At 67.8% G+C, this 25,328-nt stretch carries 22 protein-coding genes; 10 read left to right on the top strand and 12 right to left on the bottom strand.

The features are described 5' to 3' along the window. Positions 1-35: 35 nt before the first annotated feature. Positions 36-1,808, bottom strand: a complete 1,773-nt coding sequence (locus tag K8P10_RS12350; RefSeq protein ID WP_224779203.1) for an ABC-F family ATP-binding cassette domain-containing protein — start codon at positions 1,806-1,808, stop codon at positions 36-38. Between the two features lie 211 nt (positions 1,809-2,019). Between K8P10_RS12350 and K8P10_RS12345 the strand changes: the two genes are divergently transcribed. Beyond that, on the top strand, positions 2,020-2,529 hold the full coding sequence (locus K8P10_RS12345; protein ID WP_224779202.1) for an SRPBCC family protein: 510 nt from the start codon (positions 2,020-2,022) through the stop codon (positions 2,527-2,529). Positions 2,530-2,545: 16 nt separating this feature from the next. Here K8P10_RS12345 and K8P10_RS12340 read toward each other — a convergent pair whose 3' ends face one another. Next, the gene (locus K8P10_RS12340; RefSeq protein WP_224779201.1) at positions 2,546-2,920 is read right to left on the bottom strand and encodes a helix-turn-helix domain-containing protein; all 375 of its coding nucleotides are present in this window, start codon (positions 2,918-2,920) and stop codon (positions 2,546-2,548) included. A 157-nt stretch (positions 2,921-3,077) separates the two neighbouring features. Between K8P10_RS12340 and K8P10_RS12335 the strand changes: the two genes are divergently transcribed. Next, complete coding sequence (locus K8P10_RS12335) at positions 3,078-3,728, top strand: NAD(P)-dependent oxidoreductase (protein ID WP_224779200.1); 651 nt, start codon at positions 3,078-3,080, stop codon at positions 3,726-3,728. A gap of 63 nt (positions 3,729-3,791) precedes the next feature. Here K8P10_RS12335 and K8P10_RS12330 read toward each other — a convergent pair whose 3' ends face one another. From K8P10_RS12330 to K8P10_RS12300, 7 genes are all read right to left on the bottom strand, one after another. Beyond that, complete coding sequence (locus K8P10_RS12330) at positions 3,792-4,301, bottom strand: GNAT family N-acetyltransferase (protein ID WP_224779199.1); 510 nt, start codon at positions 4,299-4,301, stop codon at positions 3,792-3,794. A 15-nt stretch (positions 4,302-4,316) separates the two neighbouring features. Further along, a complete protein-coding gene (locus K8P10_RS12325) occupies positions 4,317-4,757 on the bottom strand; it encodes a GNAT family N-acetyltransferase (RefSeq protein WP_224779198.1) in 441 nt (146 codons plus the stop codon). Positions 4,758-4,820: 63 nt separating this feature from the next. Continuing rightward, positions 4,821-5,312 carry a tetratricopeptide repeat protein gene (locus K8P10_RS12320; protein WP_224779197.1) on the bottom strand — a complete coding sequence of 164 codons (492 nt, stop codon included), beginning with the start codon at positions 5,310-5,312 and terminating at the stop codon, positions 4,821-4,823. Between the two features lie 126 nt (positions 5,313-5,438). Further along, the gene (locus K8P10_RS12315; RefSeq protein WP_370631871.1) at positions 5,439-5,915 is read right to left on the bottom strand and encodes a GNAT family N-acetyltransferase; all 477 of its coding nucleotides are present in this window, start codon (positions 5,913-5,915) and stop codon (positions 5,439-5,441) included. A gap of 106 nt (positions 5,916-6,021) precedes the next feature. Then, on the bottom strand, positions 6,022-7,071 hold the full coding sequence (locus tag K8P10_RS12310; protein ID WP_224779195.1) for an LLM class flavin-dependent oxidoreductase: 1,050 nt from the start codon (positions 7,069-7,071) through the stop codon (positions 6,022-6,024). A gap of 62 nt (positions 7,072-7,133) precedes the next feature. Then, positions 7,134-8,798, bottom strand: coding sequence for an amidohydrolase (locus tag K8P10_RS12305; protein ID WP_224779194.1), 1,665 nt, complete (start codon positions 8,796-8,798; stop codon positions 7,134-7,136). 48 nt (positions 8,799-8,846) lie between these two features. Further along, on the bottom strand, positions 8,847-10,166 hold the full coding sequence (locus K8P10_RS12300; RefSeq protein WP_224779193.1) for an MFS transporter: 1,320 nt from the start codon (positions 10,164-10,166) through the stop codon (positions 8,847-8,849). A 120-nt stretch (positions 10,167-10,286) separates the two neighbouring features. Between K8P10_RS12300 and K8P10_RS12295 the strand changes: the two genes are divergently transcribed. The 6 genes from K8P10_RS12295 to K8P10_RS12270 all read left to right on the top strand — a co-directional run bounded on the left by K8P10_RS12295 (position 10,287) and on the right by K8P10_RS12270 (position 21,988). Continuing rightward, the gene (locus K8P10_RS12295; protein ID WP_224779192.1) at positions 10,287-11,180 is read left to right on the top strand and encodes a LysR family transcriptional regulator; all 894 of its coding nucleotides are present in this window, start codon (positions 10,287-10,289) and stop codon (positions 11,178-11,180) included. Positions 11,181-11,224: 44 nt separating this feature from the next. Next, entirely contained in the window at positions 11,225-12,766 is a 1,542-nt protein-coding gene (locus K8P10_RS12290) for a M17 family metallopeptidase (RefSeq protein WP_224779191.1), read from the top strand. A gap of 39 nt (positions 12,767-12,805) precedes the next feature. Further along, complete coding sequence (locus K8P10_RS12285) at positions 12,806-15,211, top strand: bifunctional alpha,alpha-trehalose-phosphate synthase (UDP-forming)/trehalose-phosphatase (protein ID WP_224779190.1); 2,406 nt, start codon at positions 12,806-12,808, stop codon at positions 15,209-15,211. Further along, on the top strand, positions 15,208-16,548 hold the full coding sequence (locus tag K8P10_RS12280) for a M18 family aminopeptidase (RefSeq protein WP_224779189.1): 1,341 nt from the start codon (positions 15,208-15,210) through the stop codon (positions 16,546-16,548). The genes K8P10_RS12285 and K8P10_RS12280 overlap by 4 nt, the downstream gene beginning before the upstream one ends. Before the next feature lie 79 nt (positions 16,549-16,627). Next, complete coding sequence (locus tag K8P10_RS12275) at positions 16,628-17,983, top strand: uracil-xanthine permease family protein (RefSeq protein WP_224779188.1); 1,356 nt, start codon at positions 16,628-16,630, stop codon at positions 17,981-17,983. Positions 17,984-18,148: 165 nt separating this feature from the next. Beyond that, positions 18,149-21,988 (top strand): AAA family ATPase, encoded by a 3,840-nt coding sequence (locus K8P10_RS12270; protein WP_224779187.1) that lies wholly within the window; start codon positions 18,149-18,151, stop codon positions 21,986-21,988. 262 nt (positions 21,989-22,250) lie between these two features. On the opposite strand, the gene mscL is transcribed toward K8P10_RS12270, so the two are convergent. The 3 genes from mscL to K8P10_RS12255 are packed head-to-tail and all read right to left on the bottom strand — an operon-like array spanning position 22,251 to position 23,652. Continuing rightward, positions 22,251-22,748 carry a large conductance mechanosensitive channel protein MscL gene (gene mscL / locus K8P10_RS12265; RefSeq protein WP_224779186.1) on the bottom strand — a complete coding sequence of 166 codons (498 nt, stop codon included), beginning with the start codon at positions 22,746-22,748 and terminating at the stop codon, positions 22,251-22,253. A 40-nt stretch (positions 22,749-22,788) separates the two neighbouring features. Then, positions 22,789-23,043, bottom strand: a complete 255-nt coding sequence (locus tag K8P10_RS12260; protein WP_224779185.1) for an FmdB family zinc ribbon protein — start codon at positions 23,041-23,043, stop codon at positions 22,789-22,791. Between the two features lie 21 nt (positions 23,044-23,064). Continuing rightward, on the bottom strand, positions 23,065-23,652 hold the full coding sequence (locus K8P10_RS12255) for a 5-formyltetrahydrofolate cyclo-ligase (RefSeq protein ID WP_224779184.1): 588 nt from the start codon (positions 23,650-23,652) through the stop codon (positions 23,065-23,067). A gap of 75 nt (positions 23,653-23,727) precedes the next feature. On the opposite strand from K8P10_RS12255, the gene K8P10_RS12250 reads away from it, so the two are divergent. Continuing rightward, entirely contained in the window at positions 23,728-24,657 is a 930-nt protein-coding gene (locus K8P10_RS12250) for a UTP--glucose-1-phosphate uridylyltransferase (protein ID WP_224779183.1), read from the top strand. Then, complete coding sequence (locus tag K8P10_RS12245) at positions 24,606-25,289, top strand: GNAT family N-acetyltransferase (protein WP_224779182.1); 684 nt, start codon at positions 24,606-24,608, stop codon at positions 25,287-25,289. The genes K8P10_RS12250 and K8P10_RS12245 overlap by 52 nt, the downstream gene beginning before the upstream one ends. The last annotated feature ends 39 nt before the right edge of the window (positions 25,290-25,328 follow it).

The following is a 25,328-nucleotide window of genomic DNA, read 5'->3' as shown; positions in this document are numbered from 1 at the left end:
TTCGAGATGACGAACTCGCGACTCCGGTTCGGAGGTCAATCGAGTGCGATCACCCGCCCCTCCCACCGGCGTCGCAGCCAGCGGTCGTGCGACGCGATGATCACGGTGCCGGGGAACTCGGCGATCGCCGCCTCGATGGCATCGACCAGCGTGAGCGAGAGGTGGTTCGTCGGTTCGTCGAGCATGAGCAGCTCGGGCGGATCGGCGAGCAGAGTGGCGAGGGCGAGCCTCCGCTGCTGCCCTACGCTGAGTTCGCCGACCGGCCGGTGCGCGTCCCGGCCGGCGATGAGCCCGAACGTCGCGAGCGGTACGGCCTCCGCCCGGGCAGCGCCCACCCCGTCGAGGTAGGCCTCCGTCACGGTGCGAGCGGGGCCGCGCCCGTGCGGGTCGGGGAGATCGACGTCTTGTTCGAGCATGCCGATGCGCACCCCCTCGCGCACCGTGACTCCGCCACGGGTCGGGGCGATCCTGCCCGAGAGCGCATGCAGCAGCGTCGACTTCCCCGACCCGTTCGGGCCGGTGAGCAGCCAGCGCTCGCCGCTGCTGACCGCGAGGTCGATGCGCGCGAGCCGGTCGCTCACCTCGAGTCCCGTTGCGGTGATGATGGGTCCGGGGAGTGCCGCGCGACCGAGGCGGGGCCGGGTCGGCTTTCCGGATCCGGCGTCGTCCCGGCGGACGGCCGCCGTGAGTCCGGCGAACCGGAGCTCCGCCGGCGGTTTCCGGATCTGCCGAGCCTCGAGCTCCTCGAGCCTGGAGCGGGAGTCGTTCACGCGCCGCGAGACGACCTTGGCGTTGCGGTCGGAGTAGAACTTCTGCGCGCCGCGCTGCTCGGTGCGCGGCTTCCAGTCCGCGTGCCCGACGACGTGGTCCGTGCGCACTGCGGCGCGCAGACGCGAGAGCTCCGCCTGCTCGTCCCGGTACCGCTGCTCCCATCGGCGGCGCTCATCGGCTCGAGCGGTCAGGTAGTCGGAGTATGTGCCGGTGAAGCGGGTGACGCCGATCGCGGTGCCGGTGCCGTCCTGCACGAGGTCCTCGGTGTCGGCGTGCTGCCGCGGCGCGGGATCGAGGTCCATGAGCGCGGTGGCAGCCTCGTCGAGGAACGCGCGATCGTGGCTGGCGAAGACGACGGGTCCGCGCCAGCGCTCGAGGACGCGCAGCAGGTGCTCCGTCGCTTGGTCGTCGAGGTGATTCGTCGGCTCGTCGAGCAGGAGTACGTCCGGCGCGTTGAGCAGGACCCAGGCCAGGGAGAGGCGCGCGCGCTGTCCGCCCGAGAGGGTCCCGGTGAGCCGGTCTCGCGGGATCTCCGCGAGGCCCATGCCCGCGAGCATGGCGTCGACCCTGGCGTCGACGTCCCAGGCATCCGCACGCTCGGCGGCGTCGAGCGCCAGCGCGTACGCGTCGGCCGCCGCGGAGTCCTCCGGGTGGTCCGCGAGGGATCGGGCGCGCCGGTCGACCTCGTCGACGGCGGCGCGGATCGGCGCGATCGCCGCTTCGAGGCTCGACGCGATGGACTCCGACGGGCTGAACGGCGGCTCCTGGTGGAGCAGTCCGATCCGTGGCTGGTCGCCGCCCGAGGCGATGGCGCGGACGGTCCCGGCGTCAGCGGTGAGCGTTCCGGCCAGGATGCGGAGCAGGGTGGACTTGCCGGACCCGTTCTCGCCGATCATGCCGACCCGATCGCCTGGCGGCACCGTGAACGTGATGTCGGTCAGTACGCGACGCGCGCCGAACGTGTGCGAGACTCCGTCGACTCGGAGTTGGGTGGAAGCGTCGGCGGACGACGAAACGGAGAGTGTAGAGAAAGACATGCGTTCCTCGAGATCGAGATCGACCCTGCCGGGCACTGCCGCGGACGCAGGGGTTCAACGATGCTCAAGACTTCACACCGCAACTGTAGCAAATCTGGCGGAGCGCGCAACAGGTCTCGTCCGCTGCCGTGGCGTACCCTGGAACGAGCGCCGGTGATCCGAATCGCCGCCCGCCGTTCGCCCGTTCGCCAGTTCGCAGGGAGGTCGCCATATGCCCGAGGTCACCGGTCAGGTCGTCGAAACGCCCGAGGGTCGCGACCTCCGTCTGGTGCGTTCGCTCGCACTGCCGATCGAGGAGGCGTGGTCGTTCATCGCGGACTCCGAGCGCACCGCACTCTGGTTCGGCGAGTGGGAGGGTGATGGGCGCCCCGGCGGGGCGATCCGGATCCGCATGGCGTTCGAGGAGGATGCCCCTGCGGCGAAGGCCAGAATCGTCGCCTGCGAAGCCCCGCACCGTCTCGCGCTGCACACCTCGGACGAGATGGGGTCGTGGCGTCTGGAGCTGCTCCTCGAAGCCGACGGTGAGGACGAGAGTCTGCTCGGATTCGTGCATCATCTCGATGCCGACACCGATGTGGGTGCCGTAGGGCCCGGGTGGGAATACTACCTCGACATGCTCGTCGCCGCGACCGAGGACGCGGAGCCCCCGCACTTCGACGACTACTTCCCGGCACTGATCGAGACCTACCTCGAGCGCGCCGCCCACCCGCTGGCCGGCTGACGCTGCTGCGCCTCGCTTACGCCGTGACGTGAGCGTCGTCAGCTGAGCGGTGCGCGGCTTCCACGTCGGACATGTGGGTGCGCACCCACTCCTCGAGAGCTGCGAGCGGCTCGTGGAGCGTTTGACCGGCCTGCGTGAGCGCGTAGTCGACTCGAACGGGTACCTGGGCGGTGACGGTGCGCGTCACGAGGCCGTCGTGCTCGAGGCCGCGAAGGGTCTGCGCGAGCATCTTCTGGGAGACCCCATCCACGGCGGCGGCGATTTCGTTAAACCTCCGCGGGCCATCGGCAAGCGTGCCGATGACGAGGATGCTCCAGCGGCTGGACACGCGATCCAGCAGGCCCCGGCTCGGGCAGTCCCGGTTATAGGGGTCCCACTCGGGTTCGGTCATGCCGGTTCCTCTCGTTAATCGCGCCTGGGAGGCACATACTCATGATACCAAGTTGCATTTGGATAGCTGGTTACCTATAGTAACTCATGAGGGTGCCGACGACCAGCAGTCGAACGGCCCCCGATTCACCGATTCGCTTTCACCGACAGGAGCACTCATGACCCGCATCACCGTTCTCGGCGGCACCGGCTACGCCGGCCGCAACATCGTTCGCGTCGCCGCGGAGCGCGGCCATACCGTGACGGCGTACAGCCGGAACGAGCCGGCTTCGCCCGTCGAGGGAGTCGAGTACCGTACCGGTGACGTGCAGGATCCCGAGGTGATCCGGGCTGCCGTCACTGGCACCGATGTCGTGGTCTCGGCGGTCTCCCCGCGCGGCGAGCTCGAGGGGACCGGAAAGCTCCGCGGCATTGAGCGGCGCGTCGCCGAGGAGGCCGCCCGCGCGGGCGTGCGATTCGGGGTGGTCGGCGGTGCCGGATCGCTCTTCGTGTCAGAGGGCGGCCCGCGGGTCGCCGATACCCCCGAGTTCCCCGACGCCATCAAGCCGGAGGCCGCTGAGCTGGCAGCCGTGCTCGAAGATCTGCAGTCATCTGCTGCCGAGCTGGACTGGTTCTACGTGAGCCCAGCCGGTGGGTTCGGCGAATGGGCACCAGGTGAAGCGACGGGTACCTACCGCACCGGCGGCGATGTGCTGCTGGTCGACGAGTCGGGCGAATCGCAGATCTCCGGAGCCGATTTCGCGGATGCCGTCGTCTCGGAGATCGAACACTCTGAGCACCGGCGTGAGCGGTTCACCGTTGCTTACTGAGTGCCCTCAGGCTGACTGAGTCGACTCACTCCGTCCAGTCGAATGCGTCGCCGGCCTGCGCCCTCATTCTCGGGGCGCAGGCCGGACGAGGCGGAGCTGGTCGTGGCCGGGGGCGTGATCCGAGGGGCGCCGTGCCTGGTCGAGGGTGAACCCGTTGCGCCGGTAGAACCGCAGGGCGCGTTCGTTGCTGTCGAGTACCCACAATCCGATGGATCTGTCGTCGGCGACGGCGTCGAGCAGGCGCTGCCCGAGACCGGACCCGTGCTCGGACGCGCGGAGGTAGAGGAAGAACAGCTGGCGCTCAACGATTGGATCGTCGCTCGCCCCCGACCCGGCGAACCCGACGAGTGCGCCGTCACGCTCCGCCACCCTCACGCGGTCGGTCTCGCGGGGAGCGGTGCAGATCGCGGTCCACTGTTCGAGTCGTTGCCGGCGTGCTTCGGGCCCCCACGCTTCCGGTGTGAACACGCCCGCGTACGTCTCTTCCCACGTCGCGAGGTGAAGCTCCGCGAGCGCCTCGGCTTCATCGGGGCGAGGCGAGCGGATCACGAGTCTGTTCTCCTGGGTGTTCATCTGCACCAGCCGCAGCTACCCGGAGGCCGACCCGAGAAGGCACGCGTAGCGCTGCCGATCCGGCCATCGCGGGTCGGGATCCCGCGGTACGACCGCGAACCCGAGTCTTCGGTAGAAGTCAACGGCATCGTCGTCGGTTTCCGCGTAGACGGCTCCGTCTCGTGCGGCGGATCGCGTCGCGTGCACGAGCGTCTTCCCGTGGCCGTGTCCCTGGTGGTCCGGGGCGACCGCGATGTACTCGATCACCGCGGGATCGCGGTCGACGTCGAACGCGACGAAACCGACGACACGATCCTCGTCGGTGATCCCGAGCACCGAGAGGTGCCTGAGCTCGTCGAGCATGATGCGTCGCAGGCGCTCGCCGTCGGCGTCGGTGGCCAGTCTGATGAGGTCCTTGACGTCCTCGCGCTTCAAAGCTCCCTTGCTGAGCACACGGACGCTGCGTTCTTCTCCCACGCCTTTCACCGTATCCTGCATGTGCGAGTCGCGCGAGGGTGGAGGGGCGCCCTGCGGGGCTGATCAGGACGGGCTGGAGTCGCCGCCGAGTTCGTCCGCATATCGGGTGACCGCGTTCCCGTACATCGGGAGGGTCCCGGCGAGCGCCCGCAGAGCAACGCTGAGAGCCTCATTCGGTCGGCCGCTCGAGTGCAGGGCGAGGGCGAGAAAGGCGGCCGCTGCGTCTCCCGTGACGCCACCTGAGGTCTCGGCGTTCAGGAGGCGGACGGCCTCTTCCGCTCGCCCCACGTTCCTGAGCGAGCTGGAGAGCTGGATGACGGCCTGGGGTCTGCGGTCTCCGGAAAGACCCGCGCGAAGCGCCGACTCGTATAGCGGGATGGCCTGCGCCTCCATGCCGAGGAAGTCGTGCACCGACGCCCATTCATATAGGGCATCGGGATCTTCTGCCGGGCGTTCTTCCATCAGGCCGCGCATCGTCGCCAACATCCGCTCGGGAACGGTGTCGTCTGCCTCACGCCAGAAGCGTTCGATGCGAGTGTCCCAGTCGAAGGTCATGAATCGATTCTGGCCGCGGCGTCGCTCGGCTTCCACTCGAGCGGGGGATCAATATGCTTCACGAACGACTCGAGCACGTGGAGGGTTGCGCCCCGTGCGACGTGGGCCGGCGCGGTTTGCGCGGCCTTACTCGTGCAGGATGACCTGGTAGAGGTTGTGATCCTGCCATTCTCCGGCAATCTGTAGGTATCGGGGTGCCATGCCGATCTTGTGGAACCCGTTTTTCATGAGCACACGTTGGGAACTCATGTTGTGCACCAGCGTGCTGGCCTCCACTCGATGCAGCCCGAGTTCTTCCCGGGCTGCAGTCACGATTGCGTGAACCGCGGCAGAGGCGAGACCCCTGCCCTGATGATTTCTGTCGATCCAATAACCCAGCCCCGCGCTTTGGAACGGCCCACGACTGACTCCTGCGAGGTTGAAGCGACCGACGATCTCCCGGTCACCAACGAGAGCCAGCGGGAGGCTCTCATCAGTTGCGCCAGCAGCGAGTTTGCGCTCAATGTCCTCCCGCTGAAAGCGTTCCGTAAAGAACTCAGCAGCGCGGATCGGTTCCCATGGCTTGAGGTGTTCCCGATTGCGGAGATACGCGTTGGACAGCATTGCCGCATCCTCTGGCCGAAGGATGCGAAGGGTTACTTCTGCAGTGATGCTTCGGGGTTTGAACACTCGAGAATGCTACTCGGAGCGGGTTCGAGTCGAAAGCGTCTCAGATCTTGTCTCCCTGCACCGGCCCCTCGGTGTTCGGCTTCCAGCCGAGAGCGGGCGCAACGTGCTTTGCGAACGACTCGAGCACGTGGAGGTTGTACTCGGGGCCGAGTTGATTCGGGATCGTGAGCATGAGCGTGTCCGCGGCCTGCACCGCCGCGTCCTGCTGCAGCGCTTCGATGAGTCGGTCGGGGGAATCCGCGTAGGTCTTCCCGAACGTGGAGCGGAATCCGTCGATGATGCCGATCTGGTCCTGCGAGTTGCGGTCACGCAGGCCGAAGTACATCTCGTCCCGTTCGGTGACGATCGGGAAGACGCTGCGGCTCACCGAGACTCGCGGCGCACCGGTGTGCCCTGCCTCCCGGTATGCGGTGCGGAACCGCTCGATCTGTCGAGCCTGCAGCACGTCGAGCGGCTCGCCCGTGGCCTCGGTGAGGAGCGTCGAGCTCATGAGGTTGAGTCCCTGGCGTCCGGTCCACTCGGCAGTGTCGATGGATCCGGCGCCCCACCAGATCCGGTCGCGCAGGCCGGGGGACCGTGGTTCGATCGCGAGGCGGCCTGCGGGCCCCACCTGCGGGTCGCTGTCCACCACCGTCTCTCCGGAGATCGCCTCTATGAAGCGGGCGAAGTGGTCGCGCGCGATGTCGGCGCCTCGCGGATCGGCGGATCCCGTGTAGCCGAACGCCTCGTAGCCGCGCAGCGCGGTCTCGGGGGATCCCCGGCTCACTCCCAGAGCGACGCGCCCGTCGGCGAGGTAGTCGAGGGCCGCGGCCTCCTCGGCGAAGTACAGCGGGTTCTCGTATCGCATGTCGATGACGCCCGTACCGACTTCGATGCGCTTCGTGCGCGCTGCCATGGCGGTGAGGAGGGGGATCGGCGACGCGGCCTGCCTGGCGAAGTGGTGCACGCGTACGTACGCTCCGTTGACGCCGAGCTCGTCAGCGCCCTCTGCGATCTCCACCGTTTGGCGCAGCATGTCGCCCGCGTCGCGGGTGGCACTGCCCGGAACGGCTGCGTAGTGACCGAATGACAGGAATCCGAAAGCTCTCATAGTGACTCCAACGCTTGCGTGAACGTTCTATTCCTATGAATCTATCTGAAGTGGAGCTGCGGTCAGAGCGCCGCGCTGAGCACACCCTCCGCGTCGTGGCGGAAAACTCCGCCCACCATCGTCGCGCGCACCTCGATATCGCGGATCCGGTCCGGTGGGACGCTCATCGGATCATCGGAGAGCACCACGAGATCAGCCGCCTTCCCCGGCGTGAGCGTTCCCTTGAATCGCTCCTCGTGCACCGCGTGCGCCGAGCCGTGAGTGTATGCGCGCAAGGCCTGGGCGGGGGTCAGTGCCTCCCGTGCTCCAATACTCACTCCGGTCGCGCTCCGGCGGTTGACCATGTCGTGCAGCGAAGGCAGGGGTTCACCAGAGACGACGGGCGCGTCGGTCGATCCGGGGAGTTCGACCCCCGCGTCCACGAAGCTGCGCATCCGGTAGGCCAGGTCGAGACGCTCGGAGCCGAGCGCGGAAGCGAATCCGTCTCCGAGCTCCGAGATGAAGCGCCCCTGGGGCACCGGAATGTATCCGCCGCTGACGATGCGATCGACCTGCGCGTCACTCGCCACGGCTACGTGCTCGAGCCGATGCCGTGCATCCGGGCGTGGGAGGATTCGCTGCCCATCGTCGAAGGCGTCGAGCACCACATCGATCGCCCGATCCCCGATGGCGTGTGCTGCGACCTGCCAGCCGTTCACGTGGGCGGTGACGAGGAGGTCGTGCAGATCGTCCTGCTCCCACTGAAGGAAGCCGGAGTTGCCGGGGGTGTCGTGGTAATCGCAGCACATCGCGGCGGTGCGCCCGATGAGCGAGCCGTCGCTCATGATCTTCACCGGTCCAAGACTCACCCACTCGTCCCCGAATCCGCTGCGAACGCCGAGATCGATACCCCAGCCAGGCTGCGCCGGGCCCGCGCCGATATCGCCGATGCTGTGCAGGGCATCAATGTACGGCATCAGCGTCAACCGGGTGTGCAGCAGTCCGCGTTCCCTGGCGACCTGGTAGGCGCGCACGTCGGCGGGGCCGTGACCGATCATGGTGCCGCCGACCCCGGGCTCGGTGGCGCTGGTGATTCCGTGCTGGGCGCACCACCTGGACGCGGCGGCGAGGCCTTCGACGAGAGCCTCCTGCCCCACGGGGCGCAGCACATGAGTGACCAGCGTCATCGCCTGCTCCTGGAGGAGGCCGCTGAATGTGCCGTCGCTCCGCCTGCCCAGCTCGCCGCCGACCGGTGCGGTCAGCTGGTCCGGATCGGTGTGACCGGCCCGCCGCAGCGCCTCGGAGTTCACGACCGCCATGTGGTGGGAATTGTGCAGGAGGTAGACGGGGCGACCCCCGGCGATACGATCGAGCACCTCGCGGTCCGGATGCGTGCCGCCGAGCTTGTTCTGGTCGTATCCTTGGGCGAGCACCCAGGAGCCCTCTTCACGCGAGCCGGCGAAATCGCGCACCCGTGCGTACAGCGTCTCGAGGTCGGGAGTCGTCGCCGGGGTCAGGTCGAGCTGGACCATCTCCAGCCCGACCATGGAGAAGTGGAAGTGCGCGTCGTTGAAGCCGGGAACCACCGGTGCCCCTCCGAGGTCGACGCGATCCGTGGCGACGACTCCGTCGAGGTCGTCGTCGATCCCGATGATCCTGCCGTTCAGAATCCCGAGCCGCTCTGCCGTCGGACGCGAGGGGTCGACGGTGGTGATGCGGGCGTTCTCGATGAGGGTATCGATGCGCATGCTGATCCTGTTCTGCGTTGGGGCCGGAGGGGCGTCGGATTGAGGCGGTCAGGCGTCGAGATCGCGCTGCCGGCGCTCGCTCACAGCGCTGAAACCGGTGAGGGTTGCCAGAGCTGCGACCCCGATGATCGTGACGACGATGAGGGCGATGTTGAACCCGGCGACGCCTCCCCAGCCGGCGGAGTTCAGGAAGATCTGCGCGAGCATCGGTGTGGTGCCGCCGATGAGCGTGGATGACGCCTGATAGGCGAACGACACCCCTGTGTAACGGACCTCGACGGGGAATGCTTGAGCGAGGAATCCGGCCAGCACCGCGTAGTAGCCGGCGCCGGCGAGGTAGGAGACGTAGATGCCGGTCGCGATGAGGGCGATGTTTCCCGTGTTCGCCAGCAGGAACATCGGTACGACGAACACGGCCTGCACCGAAAGCGACACGATCATGAACTTCGCGCTGCCGACTTTCTCGGCGATCCGAGTGGCGAGCGGCTGCCAGATGAACTGCAGGATCGCGGCGACGAGGAGCACGTTGAGCATGACTCCGCGTTCGATCCCGAGGGTATTCGTCGTGTACGAGAGCATGAATGCACTCACGAAGTAGGCCATGGCGATACCGATAGCGCTCGCGAACACGGCGGCGAATGTGGGCTTCCAGTGGTGCTTGAACAGGGAGGCGATCGGCACCCTGACCTGCTCACCGGTGGCCCGGTTCTCGACGAACTCGCGCGATTCCTCGAGGCGCGTGCGGATCACGAGGCCGATGATGACGAGCACGGCGGACATCAGGAACGGGATGCGCCACCCCCATGCGATGAAGTCCTCGCTCGGGAGGAGCGCGACGAGGGCGAAGACAGCCGTCGCGAGGACGTTCCCGGCGGGCGATCCCTGCTGGACCCACATGCCCCCGCGAACCACCTTGCTCTTCGGGCCCGCTTCAGAAGCGAGCAGAACGGCTCCACCCCACTCGCCTCCGACGGCGAAGCCCTGGAGTGCGCGGAAGAACACCAGCAGCACCGGGGCCCATACGCCGATCGTGGCGGCGCCTGGCAGGAGCCCGATGCAGAACGTCGCGATCCCCATGATGAGCAGCGTGGCGACCAGGGTGTTCTTGCGGCCGAGACGATCCCCGAGGTGGCCGAAGACGATGCCGCCGATCGGCCGCGCGAGGAAGCCGGCCCAGAACGTGGCGAACGAGAGGAGCAGCGCAGTTCCCTGCGTCTGGTCCGGGAAGAAGACGGGGCCGAACGCGAGAGCTGCTGCCGTGCTGTAGATGAAGAAGTCGTACCACTCGACAGTAGTACCGAGGAATGCGGCGAAGCGGGCTTTGCCCGCCTGTCGGTCACGGTGCTGCGTGGATGGGGGAGTGGACATGTCGAATCTCCATTGCGTTCGAGGTCGAGTGACTGCAAGCCATTCTGCGACTCCCATTGCCATGCCGTCTAATATCAAATAGGTAGAATGACGATGCTGATTCGGCATGGAGGAGGCCTGATGGAGCTGCGAGCCGTGAAATACTTCGTCGCCGTCGCTGAGGCGGGGTCAGTCACCGGAGGGGCCGAACACGTCAGAATCTCCCAGCCGGCGGTGTCCCGGCAGCTCGTCGGTCTTGAACGCGAAGTCGGTACGCCTCTGTTCACGCGAGGTCACGGGGCGGTGCAGCTGACGCACGCGGGTCGCCGTTTCCTGCCGATGGCGCGTGACCTGCTGCGTCGCGAGTCTCTGGCACGCGAGGTGCTCGGCAGGCGGAGCGTCGAGGACCTCCGGCTTACGGTCGTCGCTCAGCAGACGACGATCCTCCGCACTCTCGCGCCCTTCATTGCCGCTCACGGGGCCGGCCACCCGATCCTCGACGCGGTCGAAGCGGCTCCGGCTCAGGTGTATGAGACGGTACGCTCCATCGGAGCCGACATCGGCGTCTCCACCATCGCGCCTCCCGCCGACTGGGCGTCGAAGCGTGTCGCGTCAGTGGGATTGTCCGCCCATGTCCCCTCCGAGCACCCGCTCGCCGAACACGAGGCCGTCGAAGTCGCCGACCTCGTCCGCTACCCGCTGATACTCATGGAACGCACGCACACCTCGAGGACCAGCTTCGAAGCGGCAGTCACACGGAGCGGGACGACGGTGGACAATCCGGCAGTGATGAGTTCCTCCGCGCTTGCTCAGGCCGCCGCGGCGGCGGGGCGCGGTGCCGCAGTGCTCACCGATGCCCCCGCTTACGGGCTGCATTCCGTTCGGGTCGTCCACCAGGGCGGGCGCGTCGGGATGCCGCTCTATGCCGCGTGGGATCGCGACCACTACGCCGGAGGGCACATCGCTCACTGGGTGGCGGAGTACGCCGACTGGCTGCCCGAACTCGAGGACATCGTCGACGTCGCCCCGCTCTGACCCCCTCGAGACCGGATGTCGGCACGGATCGGTAGGGTGGGGTCATGACAGTTGTGATTGATGCTTCGTTCGATCCCGTCCCCTCGCTCTCGCGCTCCATCGACGTCACCGTCGGTGCTGCCTCCGAGCAGGCCTCGCCCGAATCCGCCGCAGCGGTATTCGTCGGGTCCGAGGGTGAGCTTCCCGGTGTGCTCGCCGACAGCGGGCTCACGCGTGAGGCGCTCGCCGCCGCTGGCTTCACCGCCGCGGCGAACCAGACGCTGGTGGTTCCCGGGTCCCCGCTCCGCGTGCTCGTGGGCACTGGCGAGCGAGGGATCACCACGGCTGCCGCGCTCCGCGACGCCGTCGCCGCGTTCACGCGTGCGGCGAAGGAGGTCGGGGCACTCACCGTCGACCTGAGCGAAGCGATCGCCTCCGGCCTCGACGCCGGCACGGCAGCCCAGGCCGCGGTCGAGGGTGCCGTTCTCGCCCGCTACCGCTACGACGCGCTGAAGAGCGATCCGAAGACGGTGCTCCTCGAATCGCTGGCACTCACGGTGGCCGAGGGTGATTCCGACGCGGCGCAGTCCGGTGTCGATCGCGGACTCGTGCTCGCGCGCACCGCGAGCCTCTCGCGCGATCTGGCGAACACGCCGCCCCGGCACCTCAACGCCGTGAAGTTCGCCGAGGTCATCTCCGAGCTCGCGCCGCAGTTCGGCCTCGAGGTCGAGGTCTTCGACCGGCAGCAGCTCATGGACCTCGGCACCGGCGGCCTGCTCGGGGTGAACGCGGGCAGCACCGAGGAACCGCGCATGATCAAGATCTCCTACCGCCCCGACCAGGGCGGTGACGACGCAGCGCACCTCGCACTCATCGGCAAGGGCATCATGTACGACTCCGGCGGCATCAGCCTGAAGCCGTCGAACGCCATGCACGCCGCGATGAAGTTCGACATGATGGGCGCCGCGGGCGTGTTCTCATCGATGACGGCACTTCGCGACCTCGGCGCCCAGACAGCCGTCACCGGATGGCTCATGTGCACCGACAACATGCCGTCAGGCAGCGCCACCAAGCTCGGCGACGTGCTCACCATCCGAGGCGGCACGACCGTCGAGGTCAAGAACACCGATGCGGAGGGCCGTCTGGTCATGGCCGACGGCCTGGTGCTGGCGACCGAGGAGGCGCATCGCCCGGACGCGATCGTCGATATCGCCACCCTCACCGGTGCGGCGCAGGCAGCCCTCGGCACGCGGACCGCCGCGATGCTCGCGAACAACGACGATGTCTCCGCACAGCTCCTCGCCGCGGCAGACGCGACCGATGAGACCACCTGGCGTCTGCCGCTCGATCACCGGTACCGCGATCAGCTGAAGTCGAACGTCGCCGACCTCTCGAACATCGGCGGGCAGTACGGCGGCGCGATCCTCGCCGGGTTGTTCCTCAACGAGTTCGTCGACGGGATCCCGTGGGGCCACCTCGACATCGCTGGAACGATGCAGTCGGAATCGGACGACCTCTGGCGCTCGACCGGGTCGACGGGCTTCGGCGCCCGTCTGCTGGCGGAGTTCGCGACGGCATTCGAGAAGCCGTCGACCGAAGTAGAGTAAGGCGAGAGGGGCGCGCTGCGCCGCTGCGAGGAGGGAACGATGAGCCAGGACACATCCGCCACCGAATCGGGTGCTGAGGCGCCTCGCAGCGGCAAGCACGACTTCGTGGTGGTCTCGAACCGCCTGCCCGTCGACCGGGTGACCCAGGCGGACGGTTCCGTGGCGTGGCGTACTTCGCCCGGCGGCCTCGTCACCGCAATGGAACCCGTCGTGCGCGACCTGGGCTGCGTCTGGGTCGGGTGGCCGGGCAGCATCGACGAAGAACTCGAGCCGTTCCGCATCGGTGACACCGACCTGCGCCCCATTGCCCTCGACGCCGTGGAGTTCGCGGAGTACTACGAGGGCTTCTCCAATGACACCATCTGGCCGCTCTACCACGACGTGATCTCGCCTCCCGGCTACCACCGTGAGTGGTGGGACCGGTATGTGAGCGTGAATCGCCGGTTCGCGGAAGCCGCCGCGAAGGTTGCCGCGAAGGGTGCCACGGTCTGGGTGCACGACTACCAGCTGCAGCTCGTACCAGGCATGCTCCGTGAGATGCGCCCCGACCTGGTTATCGCGTTCTTCCTCCACATCCCGTTCCCCTCGAACGGTCTCTTCGGACAGCTGCCTTGGCGCAAGCAGGTGCTGAACGGCTTGCTCGGCGCCGATGTCATCGGCTTCCAGCGCGTCGCGGACGCCGCGAACTTCCGGTCGGCAGTGCGGCGCTATGTCGGCGACCCCTCGAACGGCAACATGATCATGCTGCCCGAGCGGCCGGCCGAGGGCGGCAAGCGGGCGCTGCCCGAACGGCGGGTGCTCGCACAGGAGTTCCCGATCTCGATCGACGCGCAGTCGTTTGCCGAGCTCGCACAGTCCGAAGAGGTGCAGCAGCGAGCTCGTGAGATCCGTCAAGAACTCGGAAACCCCGACAAGATCATCCTCGGTGTCGACCGCCTCGACTACACGAAGGGCATCCGTCACCGCCTGAAGGCCTTCTCCGAGCTGCTGCGCGACGGCAATTTCGGTGCGGGAGATGTCACGCTCATCCAGGTCGCCAGCCCGAGCCGGGAGCGCGTCGAGGCGTACCAGCAGCTCCGCAACGAGATCGAGGTGACCGTCAGTCGTATCAACGGCGACTTCGGCACCATCGCCCACAGTCCGGTGACGTACCTGCATCGCGGCTACCCGCGTGTGGAGATGGCCGCGCTCTACGTCGCCGCCGATGTGCTCGCGGTGACCGCGCTCAGGGACGGCATGAACCTCGTCGCCAAGGAGTACGCCGCCTGTCGCACCGACGAACAGGGTGTGCTCGTGCTCAGCGAATTCGCGGGCGCGGCCGACGAGCTGCGGCGCGCGCTCCTCGTGAACCCGCACGACATCGACGGGATGAAAGCGGCGTTCACGACGGCGCTCCGCATGCCCGAGGCCGAGCAGCGGCAGCGCATGCGCGCCATGCGGCGCGTCGTCTTCCGCAACAACGTGGCCCGCTGGTCGGAGGCCTTCCTTCGTGCGGTCGAGACCGCCGCCGAGAGCCGCGCGGAGCTCAGTGCGGGGGAGGAGGATGGCGAGAGCCAGACGCTCACGACGCCGATCTTCCTGCCCGCAGGTATCGATGCCGTGCTCCGACGGCTCGCCGCCGAACAGCAGCTCACCATCGCCTGCGACTTCGACGGAACGCTCGCTCCGATCGTCTCGCGCCCCGAAGATGCACGCATCCTCCACCGTGCCGAGCAGGCGCTCTCGGTGCTGCAGGAATCGCCCGGCGTCACCGTCGCACTGATCTCGGGCCGCGCGGTGGAGAGCCTCGCGGCGACCGGGATCCGGACCGACGGACGCGTCGTCGCGGGATCCCACGGTGCTGAGCTCATCGGACTTCCCGACGCGGTCAAACCGGCGCCCCCCTCGGCGGCCGAGCGGCAGCAGCTCGACTATCTGCGTGCTCTGCTCTCCCGTCGTGTGCGTTCCGTTCCCGGGGCGTGGCTCGAGGAGAAACCGCTCGGCAGCGCCGTGCACGTGCGTCAGGCGGAGGACCCGCAGGCGGCGGAGCGCCTCCTGCTCGATCTGCTCGCTGAAGTGAAGACGCTGGACCCCAAGGGGCCCAAGGTGCGTACGCGGAGCGGGAAGCAGGTGCTCGAGTTCTCGGTCCGCGCCGCCGACAAGGGGACGGTGCTGCGACAGATCAGGGAGGCCCTCCCGGAAGCGCCCGTCCTGTTCATCGGAGACGACGTCACCGATGAGGATGCGCTCCGCACGCTCGGACCAGGAGACCTCGGGGTGCGCGTCGGGTCTGCGGAGTCTGTGGCCGAGTACCGTGTCGATGATCCCGAGGGCGTTGCCGCGATCCTCGCCCGACTCGCCGAACTGCGCACGGGCGTGACGATCGGGTCCGGATCCGACTCCACCGTGATCGAGGAGACCGCGACGGGCACACTGACAGTGTCCAGGCAGGAGGCCGCCGAGTGAGTACCCGCAGCGAATCGACGTTCGCACTCGAAGATCGAGGCGACTACGCCGCCTTCCTCTCCGGCTTCGTTGAAGCCTCGCCCAGCTCCTATCACGCGGTGCTCACGGCCGCCGAGGTGCTCGTCGCTTCGGGGTTCACCTACCTCGACGAGGGTGCTTCGTGGCCTGCGTTGGCCCCGGGCGATGGCGCCTTCATCATTCGCGACGGTGCGCTGATCGCTTGGCGAGCGGGTGCCGAACTGACCCCGGAGAGTCCCGTGCGGGTGCTCGGGTGCCACACCGACTCACCCGGGTTCGTGCTGAAACCGCAGCCGGACTTCAGCGCCGAGGGATGGGCGCAGGCGGGGGTCGAGATCTACGGAGGCCCGCTGCTGAACTCCTGGCTCGACCGGGACCTCGAGTTCGCGGGGCGCCTGGTCACGACCGACGGAACTGAGCACCTCACGCGGACGGGGGCGGTCGCCCGCATTCCGCAGCTCGCGATTCACCTCGACCGTGAAGTGAACTCCGGCCTCACGCTGGACCGGCAGCGGCATGTGCAGCCCATCATCGGTGTCGCAGCCCCCGACGTGAACGGCATCGACACGCCCTCCATCGTGGAGCTGCTCGCACGCGGGGCCGGAGTCTCCGCCATCGACATCGCCGGAATAGATGTCCGGTTGAGCGATACCCAGCCGCCCGCGAGGATCGGCGCGAACCGCGAACTCCTCGCCTCGGGACGCCTGGACAACCTGAGTTCGATGGTCGCAGGCCTCGTCGCCCTGACGGCGACTGAACCCGCTGCCGGGACCGTCGCGGTGCTCGCAGCCTTCGACCACGAAGAACTCGGTTCCGAGACTCGGTCGGGTGCAAGCGGACCGCTGCTCGCGGACGTGCTCGCCCGGCTCCGATCCGGACTCACCTCAGGGCTCGACGCGCGCGAAGCCGTCGACGCCGGAGCACGTGCGCATGCCGCCTCCTGGTGCTTGTCGGCGGATGCCGGTCACGCGGCCCACCCCAACTATCCGGAGAAGCACGATCCGAGGGTGCGACCGCGCCCCGGTGCCGGGCCGATCCTCAAGATCAATGCGAACCAGCGGTATGCGACCGACGCTCACGGTGCGGCGCTGTGGCGACGCCTGTGCGACGCATCGGGCGTCTCCGGGCAGGAGTTCGTCTCGAACAACACGGTGCCCTGCGGGTCCACGATCGGCCCGCTCACTGCCACGCGTCTCGGTATTCGCACAGTAGACGTCGGCGTTCCGCTGCTGTCGATGCATTCGGCGCGTGAACTCGCACACGTGGACGACCTTCACGGACTCGCACGGGTAACCGCGGCGTTCTTCGCGGGGGAATAGGCTCCGGCGGCGGGGGACTAGACTCTGACGTTGGCTGCGCGGCACCCGGTGGCGGCCGCATGATCACGAGGAGAACCACATGGGCCTGCCCTGGAAGCTGCACGGAGACGGGAAACGGGTCGCACCGGACGCGATCGTCCTTCCTGAGGAGCGGATGGCCTGGCCCCGCACGATCGGTTTCGGATCGCAGCACGTGGTGGCGATGTTCGGGGCGACGTTCCTCGTGCCGCTCATCACCGGGTTCAGCCCGACAGCGACACTGTTCTTCTCAGGCCTCGGGACGCTGCTGTTCCTGCTGATCACCGGCAACCGTCTGCCGAGCTACCTGGGCTCATCGTTCGCGTTCATCGCTCCGATCACCGCTGCGACGGCCGGCGCCGATGGCGGCCCCGAAGGGCTCGCGCGCGCCTCGTTCGGCATCCTCTCGATCGGCGTGCTCATGGCGCTTGTGGGGATCATCGTGAACAAGTGGGGCACGGGGTGGATCAACGCGCTCATGCCGCCCGTCGTGATGGGTGCGATCGTTGCCCTCATCGGGTTCAACCTCGCCCCCGCGGTGAAGAACAACTGGAACGCGACCGAGCTCTCGGGCTGGGTGGCGCTCGTCACCCTCGGTGCGATGCTGCTCATCACGGTGCTCTTCCGCGGGCTCATCGGACGCCTGTCGATCGTGCTCGGCGTGGTGGTCGGCTACGTCGCCGCAGTCGGCATGGGGGAGGTTGACTTCGCGCCGGTGCGCGATGCCGCCTGGGTCGGCCTGCCCGCCTTCCACGCCGTCGGCAACCCGTTCGCCGACCCGACGCTGTGGGGTCTGCTCCCCGCCTTCCTGCCGGTGGTGCTCGTGCTGATCGCCGAGAACGTGGGACACGTGAAGAGCGTCGGGCTCATGATCGACCGCGACCTCGACCCCGTGACCGGGCGGGCGCTGCTCGCGGATGGAGTGTCGACGATTCTCGCAGGCTTCGGCGGCGGGTCGGGAACGACGACCTACGGCGAGAACATCGGCGTCATGGCCGCGACTCGCGTGTACTCGACGGCGGCGTACTGGGTGGCGGGTGCCATCGCGGTCCTACTCAGCTTCTCGCCGAAGATCGGCGCGCTCATCAATACGATTCCCGCGGGAGTCCTGGCCGGTGTCACGGTCGCGCTCTACGGCCTCATCGGCCTCATCGGTGTGAAGATCTGGATCGACAACCGGGTCGATTTCAGCAAGCCGGTGAACCAGTTCACGGCCGCGGTCGCGCTGATCGTCGGCATCGCGGACTTCGTGCTCGAACTCGGCACCGTGGTCTTCAACGGGATCGCGCTCGGCACGATCGCCGCGATCGTCGTCTATCACGGTATGAGCGTCGTGGCTCGGCTGCGCGGGGGCGGGGAACCCGCACTCGCGGATCCTGTGGTCACAGGCGGCGGCGAAGCGCGCGAAACTCCGTAGCGGTTCGGGTGAATTTCAGAGCCACCGCTTAGGGTTGGCGATGTGTGGAGTGTGGAGCGACGCCGGCGGTCCGGCGGAAAGACGAGCGGCGAGAACGACGCCCCGTCAGCGGGCGCTTCCGCCGTATCTGCGAGCCAGTCGGGATCCGGCATCGACGCTGAGGACATGAACGAGACGGCGGCTCAGCCGACGCGTCCCGTCGCCCCGTTCGACGGGTCGGCCGGTGGTACAGACGGGGCAGATACCCCCTCGGGAGCATCGGTGGAGTCGTCACGCGCGGACGAGCCTGCGCGTGCGGCCGGCGGGTCCGCCCGCTCCGGTGAGTCGGCTACGCCGAGCAGCGAAGGACCAGACGACCACACCGCAGCGTTCGAGGTCGAGTTCGCGCGGTGGCGCGCGGAGTTGGCTCAGCTGGGCGGGCGCAGCCCGCTGCTCTTCTTCGATGATGGACCCGCGAATCGCATCGAGCTCTCGACGACGCACCCTGGCGGGCTTCCGCAGTTCATCACGGGGCAGAAGATTCACCTCTCTGCCCTGATCCGTGACGACCTGGCGCTGCGGCAGGCGCGCTTCGCAGCTGGACGCGTCACCGACAAGTCGATCGAGATGCGCTCGGTGCGCGGCCTCGAGACGGTGCACCTCGCGATCGGCATGGCGAAGTGGAGCTTCGAGGGCGAGGACTTCTGCGCCCCCGTACTGCTTCGCCCCCTGGCGATCCGGCGGTACGGCCGGGACTTCGAACTCAAGCTGAAGCAACACCCGACGGTGAACCCCGAACTTGTGGCCGCGCTGCGTCGGCAGTTCGGCATCCGAGTCGACTCGCGGATGCTCGTCGAGCTCTCTCAGTCCGAGGGCGTCTTCAAGCCGCAGCCGGTGATCGACCGTCTCCGTCAGATGGCCGCGGGCGTCCCCGGTTTCACGGTGCAGCCGCGTCTCGTGGTTTCCACGTTCCACAGCATCGCTCAGCGCACGCTTGAGGACGCTCGCGACCTCGACACGACGGTGCTTCGAGCCGTCTGCGGCGATGAGGGAGCGCGCAAGCAGCTGCGATCCTCCTACCGACCGGTGACCGCACCCGACCCGAACACGCGGTCGACGGACACGGATCGGAACCTCTACGACGCAGACGCTGAGCAAGACGACGTGATCGCCCAGATCGAGGCGGGGCACTCCCTCGTCGTGCGCACGCTGCCGGGGACCGGCGGTACGCAGACGGTGGTGAACGCCATCGGCGGGCTCGTGCGTGCGGGCAAGCGGGTGCTGGTGGTCTCGCCGCGGCGGGCCACGCTCGACGGCATCTCGCACCGGCTCACGCGAGTCGGTCTGCGCGGTCTCTCGGTCACCCCGCGTCTGCTGCGACGACACCTCGTCGAAGCGATCGGCCGGAACGAGGCGGCGCAGGCCGAGCAGATGCGGGATGTCGACGACGCGCTGGTCCGGCTCCGAAAGGTGCTGCTCGACTACCAGCAGGCGATGGATCGTCCGGACGAGCGCTACGGTGTCTCGCCGACGGAAGCGCTGCGCGAGCTCACGCGTCTCGTGCTCTCCGAGGATGCCCCGTCGACCACGGTGCGGTTCGACGATCACGCCCTGGGGCATCTCACGCTCGACCGTTCGGCGGTCGCCGAGCAGCTGACGGAGGTCGCGCGGCTCGGGCAGTTCCAGTTCGGGCCCGAGGATTCGCCCTGGTACGGCGTGAGCTTCTCGACGACCGAGGAGGCGAAGGCCGCCTATGCGCTCGCGGTCGATCTCGCGGAGTCGCAGCTGCCGCGTCTCGTGTCGATCGCGAATGACGTGATCGAGCAGACCTCCATGCGTCCGTACGAGACGATCTCGGAGCTCGGCGTGTACCTGCGCCTGCTCATGGGCGTCCGTGAGACGCTCGACCGGTTCGTTCCCGAGGTGTACGACCGGTCGCTGAACGAGGTCATCGCCGCGCACGCTCCGCGCGGGGGCGAGGAGATGTCGAACGCGAATCGCCGTCGCCTGAAGAAGCTCGCCCGCGAGTACGTGCGGCCGGGCGTCCACGTTGCGGACATGTACGAGCGGCTCGTGCAGATCCAGCAGCAGCGGGTGCTGTGGCAGCGGTACACCACGGTGGTCGGGGCTCGCCCCGAGGTGCCGGTGGGCATCGCCGACGTCGTAACGGCGTTCCAGAAGGCGTACCACGATCTCGACGAGCTCGACCGTGTGCTGAACGTCTCGGCGGACTCGCGTCGGATGAAGAATCTCTCGCTCTCCGCGCTGGCGCGGCGCACGACTGACCTCGCTCGGGAATCCGAAGTGCTGCAGAACATCCAGGAGCGAACCGCCATTGTCGAGCGGCTCCGTGAAGCGCACCTCGAACCGCTGCTCGACGACCTGTCCGCCCGCCACGTGCCGGCGGAGCGGGTCTCGGGCGAGCTCGAACTTGCCTGGTGGCAGTCGGCTCTCGAGCGGATGCTTCAGACGAACCAGGCGCTGCTCAGTGCCAACACAGGCGTGATCGAACGTCTCGAGGCCGATTTCCGGTTGGTTGATGACGCCCACGCCGGCGCGAACGGCAGCCTGCTCTCGGCGCAGCTGGCCGACGCCTGGCGAGTGGCCGTGCTCGACGACAAGCAGGAAGCGCTGGCCCTGCGCGACGCCCTCCGCTCGGGCAACGCGACGGTCGACCTGCTCGCGCATCGCGCGCCGAATCTCATGCGCGTGCTCGCTCCCGTGTGGGCCATGTCGCCGTACGAGGTGGCGCAGCTTCCCGCCGACATGCGTTTCGACGCCGTCCTCCTGGTGGACGCTGGGGCGACGACGTTCGTCGAGAACGTCGGCGCGATCCGGCGCGCCGAGCAGGTCGTCGCCTTCGGCGACACCGTGACGCAGACCCCCTCGCCGTTCCAGATCGCCGTGACGAGTCCGCAGGACGAGTCGACGGTCGACGCCGAGCCCGCTGAGGATCTGCACCGACGATCCGCCTACGCGAAGCTCCGCCGAGTGCTGCCCGAGCTCGCGCTGACCCGCAGCTACCGCGCCGGCGGCGAGGATCTCACGAACCTCGTCAACTCCCGCTTCTACGACGGCGAGATCACCTCGCTTCCGTGGGCCGGCACGTTCCTCGGGCACTCGAGCATTACGCACGAGTTCGTCCGCGGCGGTCAGGGGCTGCCCGATCAGCACACCGGAGCGGTCGAGAGTACCGACGCCGAGGTCGAGCGGGTGGTGCAACTCGTGCTCAGGCACGCGGCCGATCGTCCGTCTGAGTCCCTCATGGTCATTACGGCGAGTGCGAAGCACGCGGTGCGGGTCTATCAGGCGGTGCTCCAGACCTTCTCGCGCTTCCCGGAGTACCGAGAGTTCCTCCTCGGCGACCGTGCGGAGCCGTTCACGGTGCTGACCCTCGAACAGGCGACCGCGCAGAGTCGCGATCGCGTGATCTTCTCGATCGGGTACGGACGCACACCGCACGGGCGCGTGCTCTCGAACTTCGGCGTGCTCGGCCGTCCGGGCGGCGAGCGGATGCTGGCGGTCGCCATGACCCGTGCGCGTCGCGCGATGACCATCGTGAGCTGCTTCCGTCCCGGCGATCTGGATCAGAGCCGCCTCAAGCATGGTGTCATCGAACTGGCCGAGCTGCTGTCGATGGAGAACCCCGAGATCCAGCCGCCCGACCTGCCCGCGGAGCGGGACCCGATGCTGGGCGAGCTGGCCGACCGGCTCGAGAAGCTCGGGCTTACGGTCGCGCTCGACTATCGTGGCGCGATTCCGCTCGCGGCGGCTCTGGGGGAGCGCGCTATCGCGGTCGACCTCGATTTCGCCTCAGGGATGAGCCTGCGCGAGGCGCTGCGCCTCCGCCCGGCCGTGCTGCGTCGCTTGGGTTGGCACTACCACAGGGTGCAGAGCTTCGACCTCTTCGCGGACCCGGATGAGGTCGCTCTGAGGATCGCCCGCATCGTCGGCTACGGCTCCGTCGAGCAGGAGACCGAGGAGTACGGCACCGGCACGCTCGTGCCGCCGGCCAGCGATCAGTGAGCCGCCGATGAGCGAGGAGCCTTCGCGACGTCGTAGACCCCGCCGGGCGACGTTACCGGCACGGGAGACGGTCGATCCGCGCCCTTCGGACCACCCCTTGACCGCACCGGCGTCCGAGGACGCCCCGGGATCGTGGGGCGATGGCAGCGGAACACGGGGTCGAGATGGGCGCCCGCCGTCATCTGGCCGAGGCGAAAACGACGCGCGCCTCGAGCAGGATCGACCTCCCCACTGGGGGTAGACGCGCGGGGAGGCCTCTCTTCTACGCGCCGTGGCGAGGAGTCTCGTCCGTGGGAATCTCGTTCGGTGTGCTGGCGTTCGACGTCGGGATCGCGTGCGTCCCGTCAGCGGGGCGATCGGTCGCATCGACCTCGACGCGCGCCGCCTGCGCACGCATGAGGTCGCGGATCTCGACGAGCAGCTCCTGCTCGCTCGGCGTGGTCTCGGCAGCCGGCGGTGCCACGCGATCGCGCAGCTTGTTCATGGGGAGCACGAAGACGAAGTAGACGACCGCCGCGACGATGATGAAGTTGATGAGCGCACCGATCACCGCCCCGAAGGCGAGCTGGCCGCCACCCGGAAGGTCGACGACGAGCGCGGTGTTGAGCGAGTCCGCCATGAAGACCATGCCGATGACCGGATCGATCAACGACGAGACGATGCGGTCGACGATGGTGTTGAATGCAGCGCCGATGACGACGGCGACTGCGAGGTCGATCACGTTGCCGCGCAGCAGGAATGCTTTGAAACCTTGGAACATCTCAGCCTCTTTCGGGGTGGGGGGTGGGGTGCGGCGTGTCCTAGTCCGAAGACGTCGATCCGCTGCTGGCGGTGGATTTCGTTCCGGAGGACTCAGCACTTGAACCCGACTGCGCCGCTTGACGCGAGTCGTTGCGGTAGAAGCCCGAGCCCTGGAACGTCACCCCGAGTGAGCCGAAGACCTTCCGCAGCTTCCCACCGCACTCGGGGCACTCGGTGAGCGCGGAGTCGGAGAACGTCTGGTAGACGTCGAACGTGTGGTCGCACTGGGTGCAACGATACTCATACTTAGGCACGAGCCAGATTTTAGCGCGGAATTACTCGGACAGGTCGAGATAGGTGATCTGTTCGGGTGTGACGACGCCTGTGACGGGGATGTCGTGCACGTCTGCGGGGAGCGCGTCGACGAACTCGTCGGCGAACACCACGGCGAATACGGGCGGGCGCTTGTCCATCGATCCGAGCGTCTTGTCGAAGTAGCCTCCGCCCCAGCCGAGCCGGACGCCGCTGCTGTCGATCGAGCAGGCCGGCACGATCATGAGGCCGACCTCACCCACCGCCATCGGGCTGACCACCTGGCCGAGCGGCTCCGGAATGCCGTAGGGGCCAGGGACGAAGCCGTCTCCACTCGGGAGGACCCAGTCCATGAGCCCGTCGGCCCGGGTGACGGGCAACAGCACGTCGATGCCCTGCTCTGCAGCCCAGGCGAGGAAGCCGCTCGTATCGGGTTCTCCTGCGACGGAGACGTAGCAGGAGACCGTTTTCGGCCGTCGCCCCTCGCACAGGGCGATCAGCTGCTCAGTGAACCCTGCGCTCGTCGATGCGCGCTCGGCTTCGGAGCGCTGCTTGCGCTGGGCACGGACTCTGGTGCGGATCTCATGCTTCTGCTGGTCGATGTCGGCCATGCATCGATTCTACGCGGCGCGGCCACCCGTGGAGTGCGGTCCTCGTTTCCTCGCGGGAGGCGATAAGCTGCACATATGACTGAGCTGCAGAACTCCGGGTCAGCAGGCGTGACAAAGGCCGTCATTCCTGCCGCCGGACTCGGAACACGATTCCTGCCCGCGACGAAGGCGATGCCGAAGGAGATGCTGCCCATCGTCGATAAACCGGCGATCCAGTATGTGGTCGAAGAGGCCGCGGGTGCCGGTCTCGACGACGTGCTCATCATCACCGGCCGGAACAAGGGCAACCTCTCGAACCACTTCGACAGCGTCCCCGAACTCGAGCTCACCCTAGAGAACAAGGGCGACGACAACAAGCTCGGCAAGGTGCACGAGTCGAGCGAGATCGCCGAGGTCCACTTCCTGCGCCAGGGACAGCCCCAGGGGCTCGGGCACGCCGTGGGGCGTGCGCGTCGCCACGTCGGCAACGAGTCGTTCGCCGTGCTCCTGGGCGACGACCTCATCGATGCCAGGGATCCGCTGCTCGACCGCATGATCGCCGAGCACGACTCGCGCGGCGCGACCGTCATCGCGCTCATGGAGGTCCCGTGGGAGTCGATCCACCTGTACGGCTGCGCCGTGGTCGAGGAGACCGACGACGCCGATGTCGTCAAGGTGACCGGACTGGTCGAGAAGCCGTCGCGTGAGGACGCACCTTCGAACCTCGCCGTCATCGGCCGGTACGTGCTCCGTCCCGAGATCTTCGACATCCTCGATGGCCTTGAGCCGGGCCGCGGCGGTGAAATCCAGCTGACCGATGCGCTGAACCACCTCGCCGAGGGCAAGGGCGACGCCCCGGTCTACGGCGTGGTCTTCCGCGGTCGCCGCTACGACACGGGCGACCGAGCCGACTGGATCAAGGCCAATGTGCTCCTCGGTGTCGATCACGAGGAGCTCGGCGACGAGATCACCTCGTGGGTGCTCGATTTCGCCGAGCAGCTGCGCGCACGCACGAACGGTTCCTGACCGAGCGCACGATGGCGCCGCTCGCCGGGCCGATCCCGACTCCAGAACCGCTGCGCGATGGCGAAGTCGCGCTGCGAACGCTGCGTATGCGGGACGCGCCGGTGCTGGAGCGTTTGCTCCGGGACAATCGGCACTGGTTGGAGGAGTGGGAGGCCACCCGTCCTGCCGGTGGCGGGGCGATTCCCGGATCGGTCTCCATGAAGCCGACGATCCGCGCGATGCGGAACCTGATGAAGCTCGGTGCGGGAGTTCCGTTCGTCGTCGTGTACAGAGACGCCGTAGTGGGACAGCTCAGCGTCTCGGAGATCAGCGGAGGGGCCCTCTGCTCGGCGCAGCTCGGATACTGGGTTTCCGAGCATGTCGCGGGCCGAGGGATCACGCCGACGGCTGTGGCGCTCGCCATCGACTACCTCTTCCGCGATCTCGGGCTGCACCGCGTGGAGATCTGCATTCGCCCGGAGAACCAAGCCTCCCTCAGAGTCGTCGAGAAGCTCGGTCTGCGATACGAGGGAAGACGGGCGGCGTACATCCACATCAACGGATCGTGGCGAGACCACGAGTCGTTCGCCGTGACCCGTGAAGAAGTGCCCGCGGGAATGGTCGCCAGGCTCCGACAGCGAACCGCGGTCTGAGTCGGTCAGTATTCGCCGGGAATCCGGCGAGCCGCGAGC

This window comes from Leucobacter sp. Psy1, from assembly GCF_020096995.1.
Lineage (GTDB): Bacteria > Actinomycetota > Actinomycetes > Actinomycetales > Microbacteriaceae > Leucobacter.
This window is presented reverse-complemented; position numbering and strand designations above follow the sequence as displayed.

Bases quoted from the DNA above. Each gene is read 5' to 3' on its own strand.
- K8P10_RS12350 (WP_224779203.1), bottom strand. From the start codon at position 1,808: ATGTCTTTCTCTACACTCTCCGTTTCGTCGTCCGCCGACGCTTCCACC.
- K8P10_RS12320 (WP_224779197.1), bottom strand. From the start codon at position 5,312: ATGACCTTCGACTGGGACACTCGCATCGAACGCTTCTGGCGTGAGGCA.
- K8P10_RS12255 (WP_224779184.1), bottom strand. From the start codon at position 23,652: ATGGCCGACATCGACCAGCAGAAGCATGAGATCCGCACCAGAGTCCGT.
- K8P10_RS12335 (WP_224779200.1), top strand. From the start codon at position 3,078: ATGACCCGCATCACCGTTCTCGGCGGCACCGGCTACGCCGGCCGCAAC.
- K8P10_RS12345 (WP_224779202.1), top strand. From the start codon at position 2,020: ATGCCCGAGGTCACCGGTCAGGTCGTCGAAACGCCCGAGGGTCGCGAC.
- K8P10_RS12300 (WP_224779193.1), bottom strand. From the start codon at position 10,166: ATGTCCACTCCCCCATCCACGCAGCACCGTGACCGACAGGCGGGCAAA.
- mscL (WP_224779186.1), bottom strand. From the start codon at position 22,748: ATGTTCCAAGGTTTCAAAGCATTCCTGCTGCGCGGCAACGTGATCGAC.
- K8P10_RS12275 (WP_224779188.1), top strand. From the start codon at position 16,628: ATGGGCCTGCCCTGGAAGCTGCACGGAGACGGGAAACGGGTCGCACCG.
- K8P10_RS12330 (WP_224779199.1), bottom strand. From the start codon at position 4,301: ATGAACACCCAGGAGAACAGACTCGTGATCCGCTCGCCTCGCCCCGAT.
- K8P10_RS12315 (WP_370631871.1), bottom strand. From the start codon at position 5,915: ATGCTGTCCAACGCGTATCTCCGCAATCGGGAACACCTCAAGCCATGG.
- K8P10_RS12310 (WP_224779195.1), bottom strand. From the start codon at position 7,071: ATGAGAGCTTTCGGATTCCTGTCATTCGGTCACTACGCAGCCGTTCCG.
- K8P10_RS12340 (WP_224779201.1), bottom strand. From the start codon at position 2,920: ATGACCGAACCCGAGTGGGACCCCTATAACCGGGACTGCCCGAGCCGG.
- K8P10_RS12270 (WP_224779187.1), top strand. From the start codon at position 18,149: ATGAACGAGACGGCGGCTCAGCCGACGCGTCCCGTCGCCCCGTTCGAC.
- K8P10_RS12295 (WP_224779192.1), top strand. From the start codon at position 10,287: ATGGAGCTGCGAGCCGTGAAATACTTCGTCGCCGTCGCTGAGGCGGGG.
- K8P10_RS12290 (WP_224779191.1), top strand. From the start codon at position 11,225: ATGACAGTTGTGATTGATGCTTCGTTCGATCCCGTCCCCTCGCTCTCG.
- K8P10_RS12305 (WP_224779194.1), bottom strand. From the start codon at position 8,798: ATGCGCATCGATACCCTCATCGAGAACGCCCGCATCACCACCGTCGAC.
- K8P10_RS12285 (WP_224779190.1), top strand. From the start codon at position 12,806: ATGAGCCAGGACACATCCGCCACCGAATCGGGTGCTGAGGCGCCTCGC.
- K8P10_RS12250 (WP_224779183.1), top strand. From the start codon at position 23,728: ATGACTGAGCTGCAGAACTCCGGGTCAGCAGGCGTGACAAAGGCCGTC.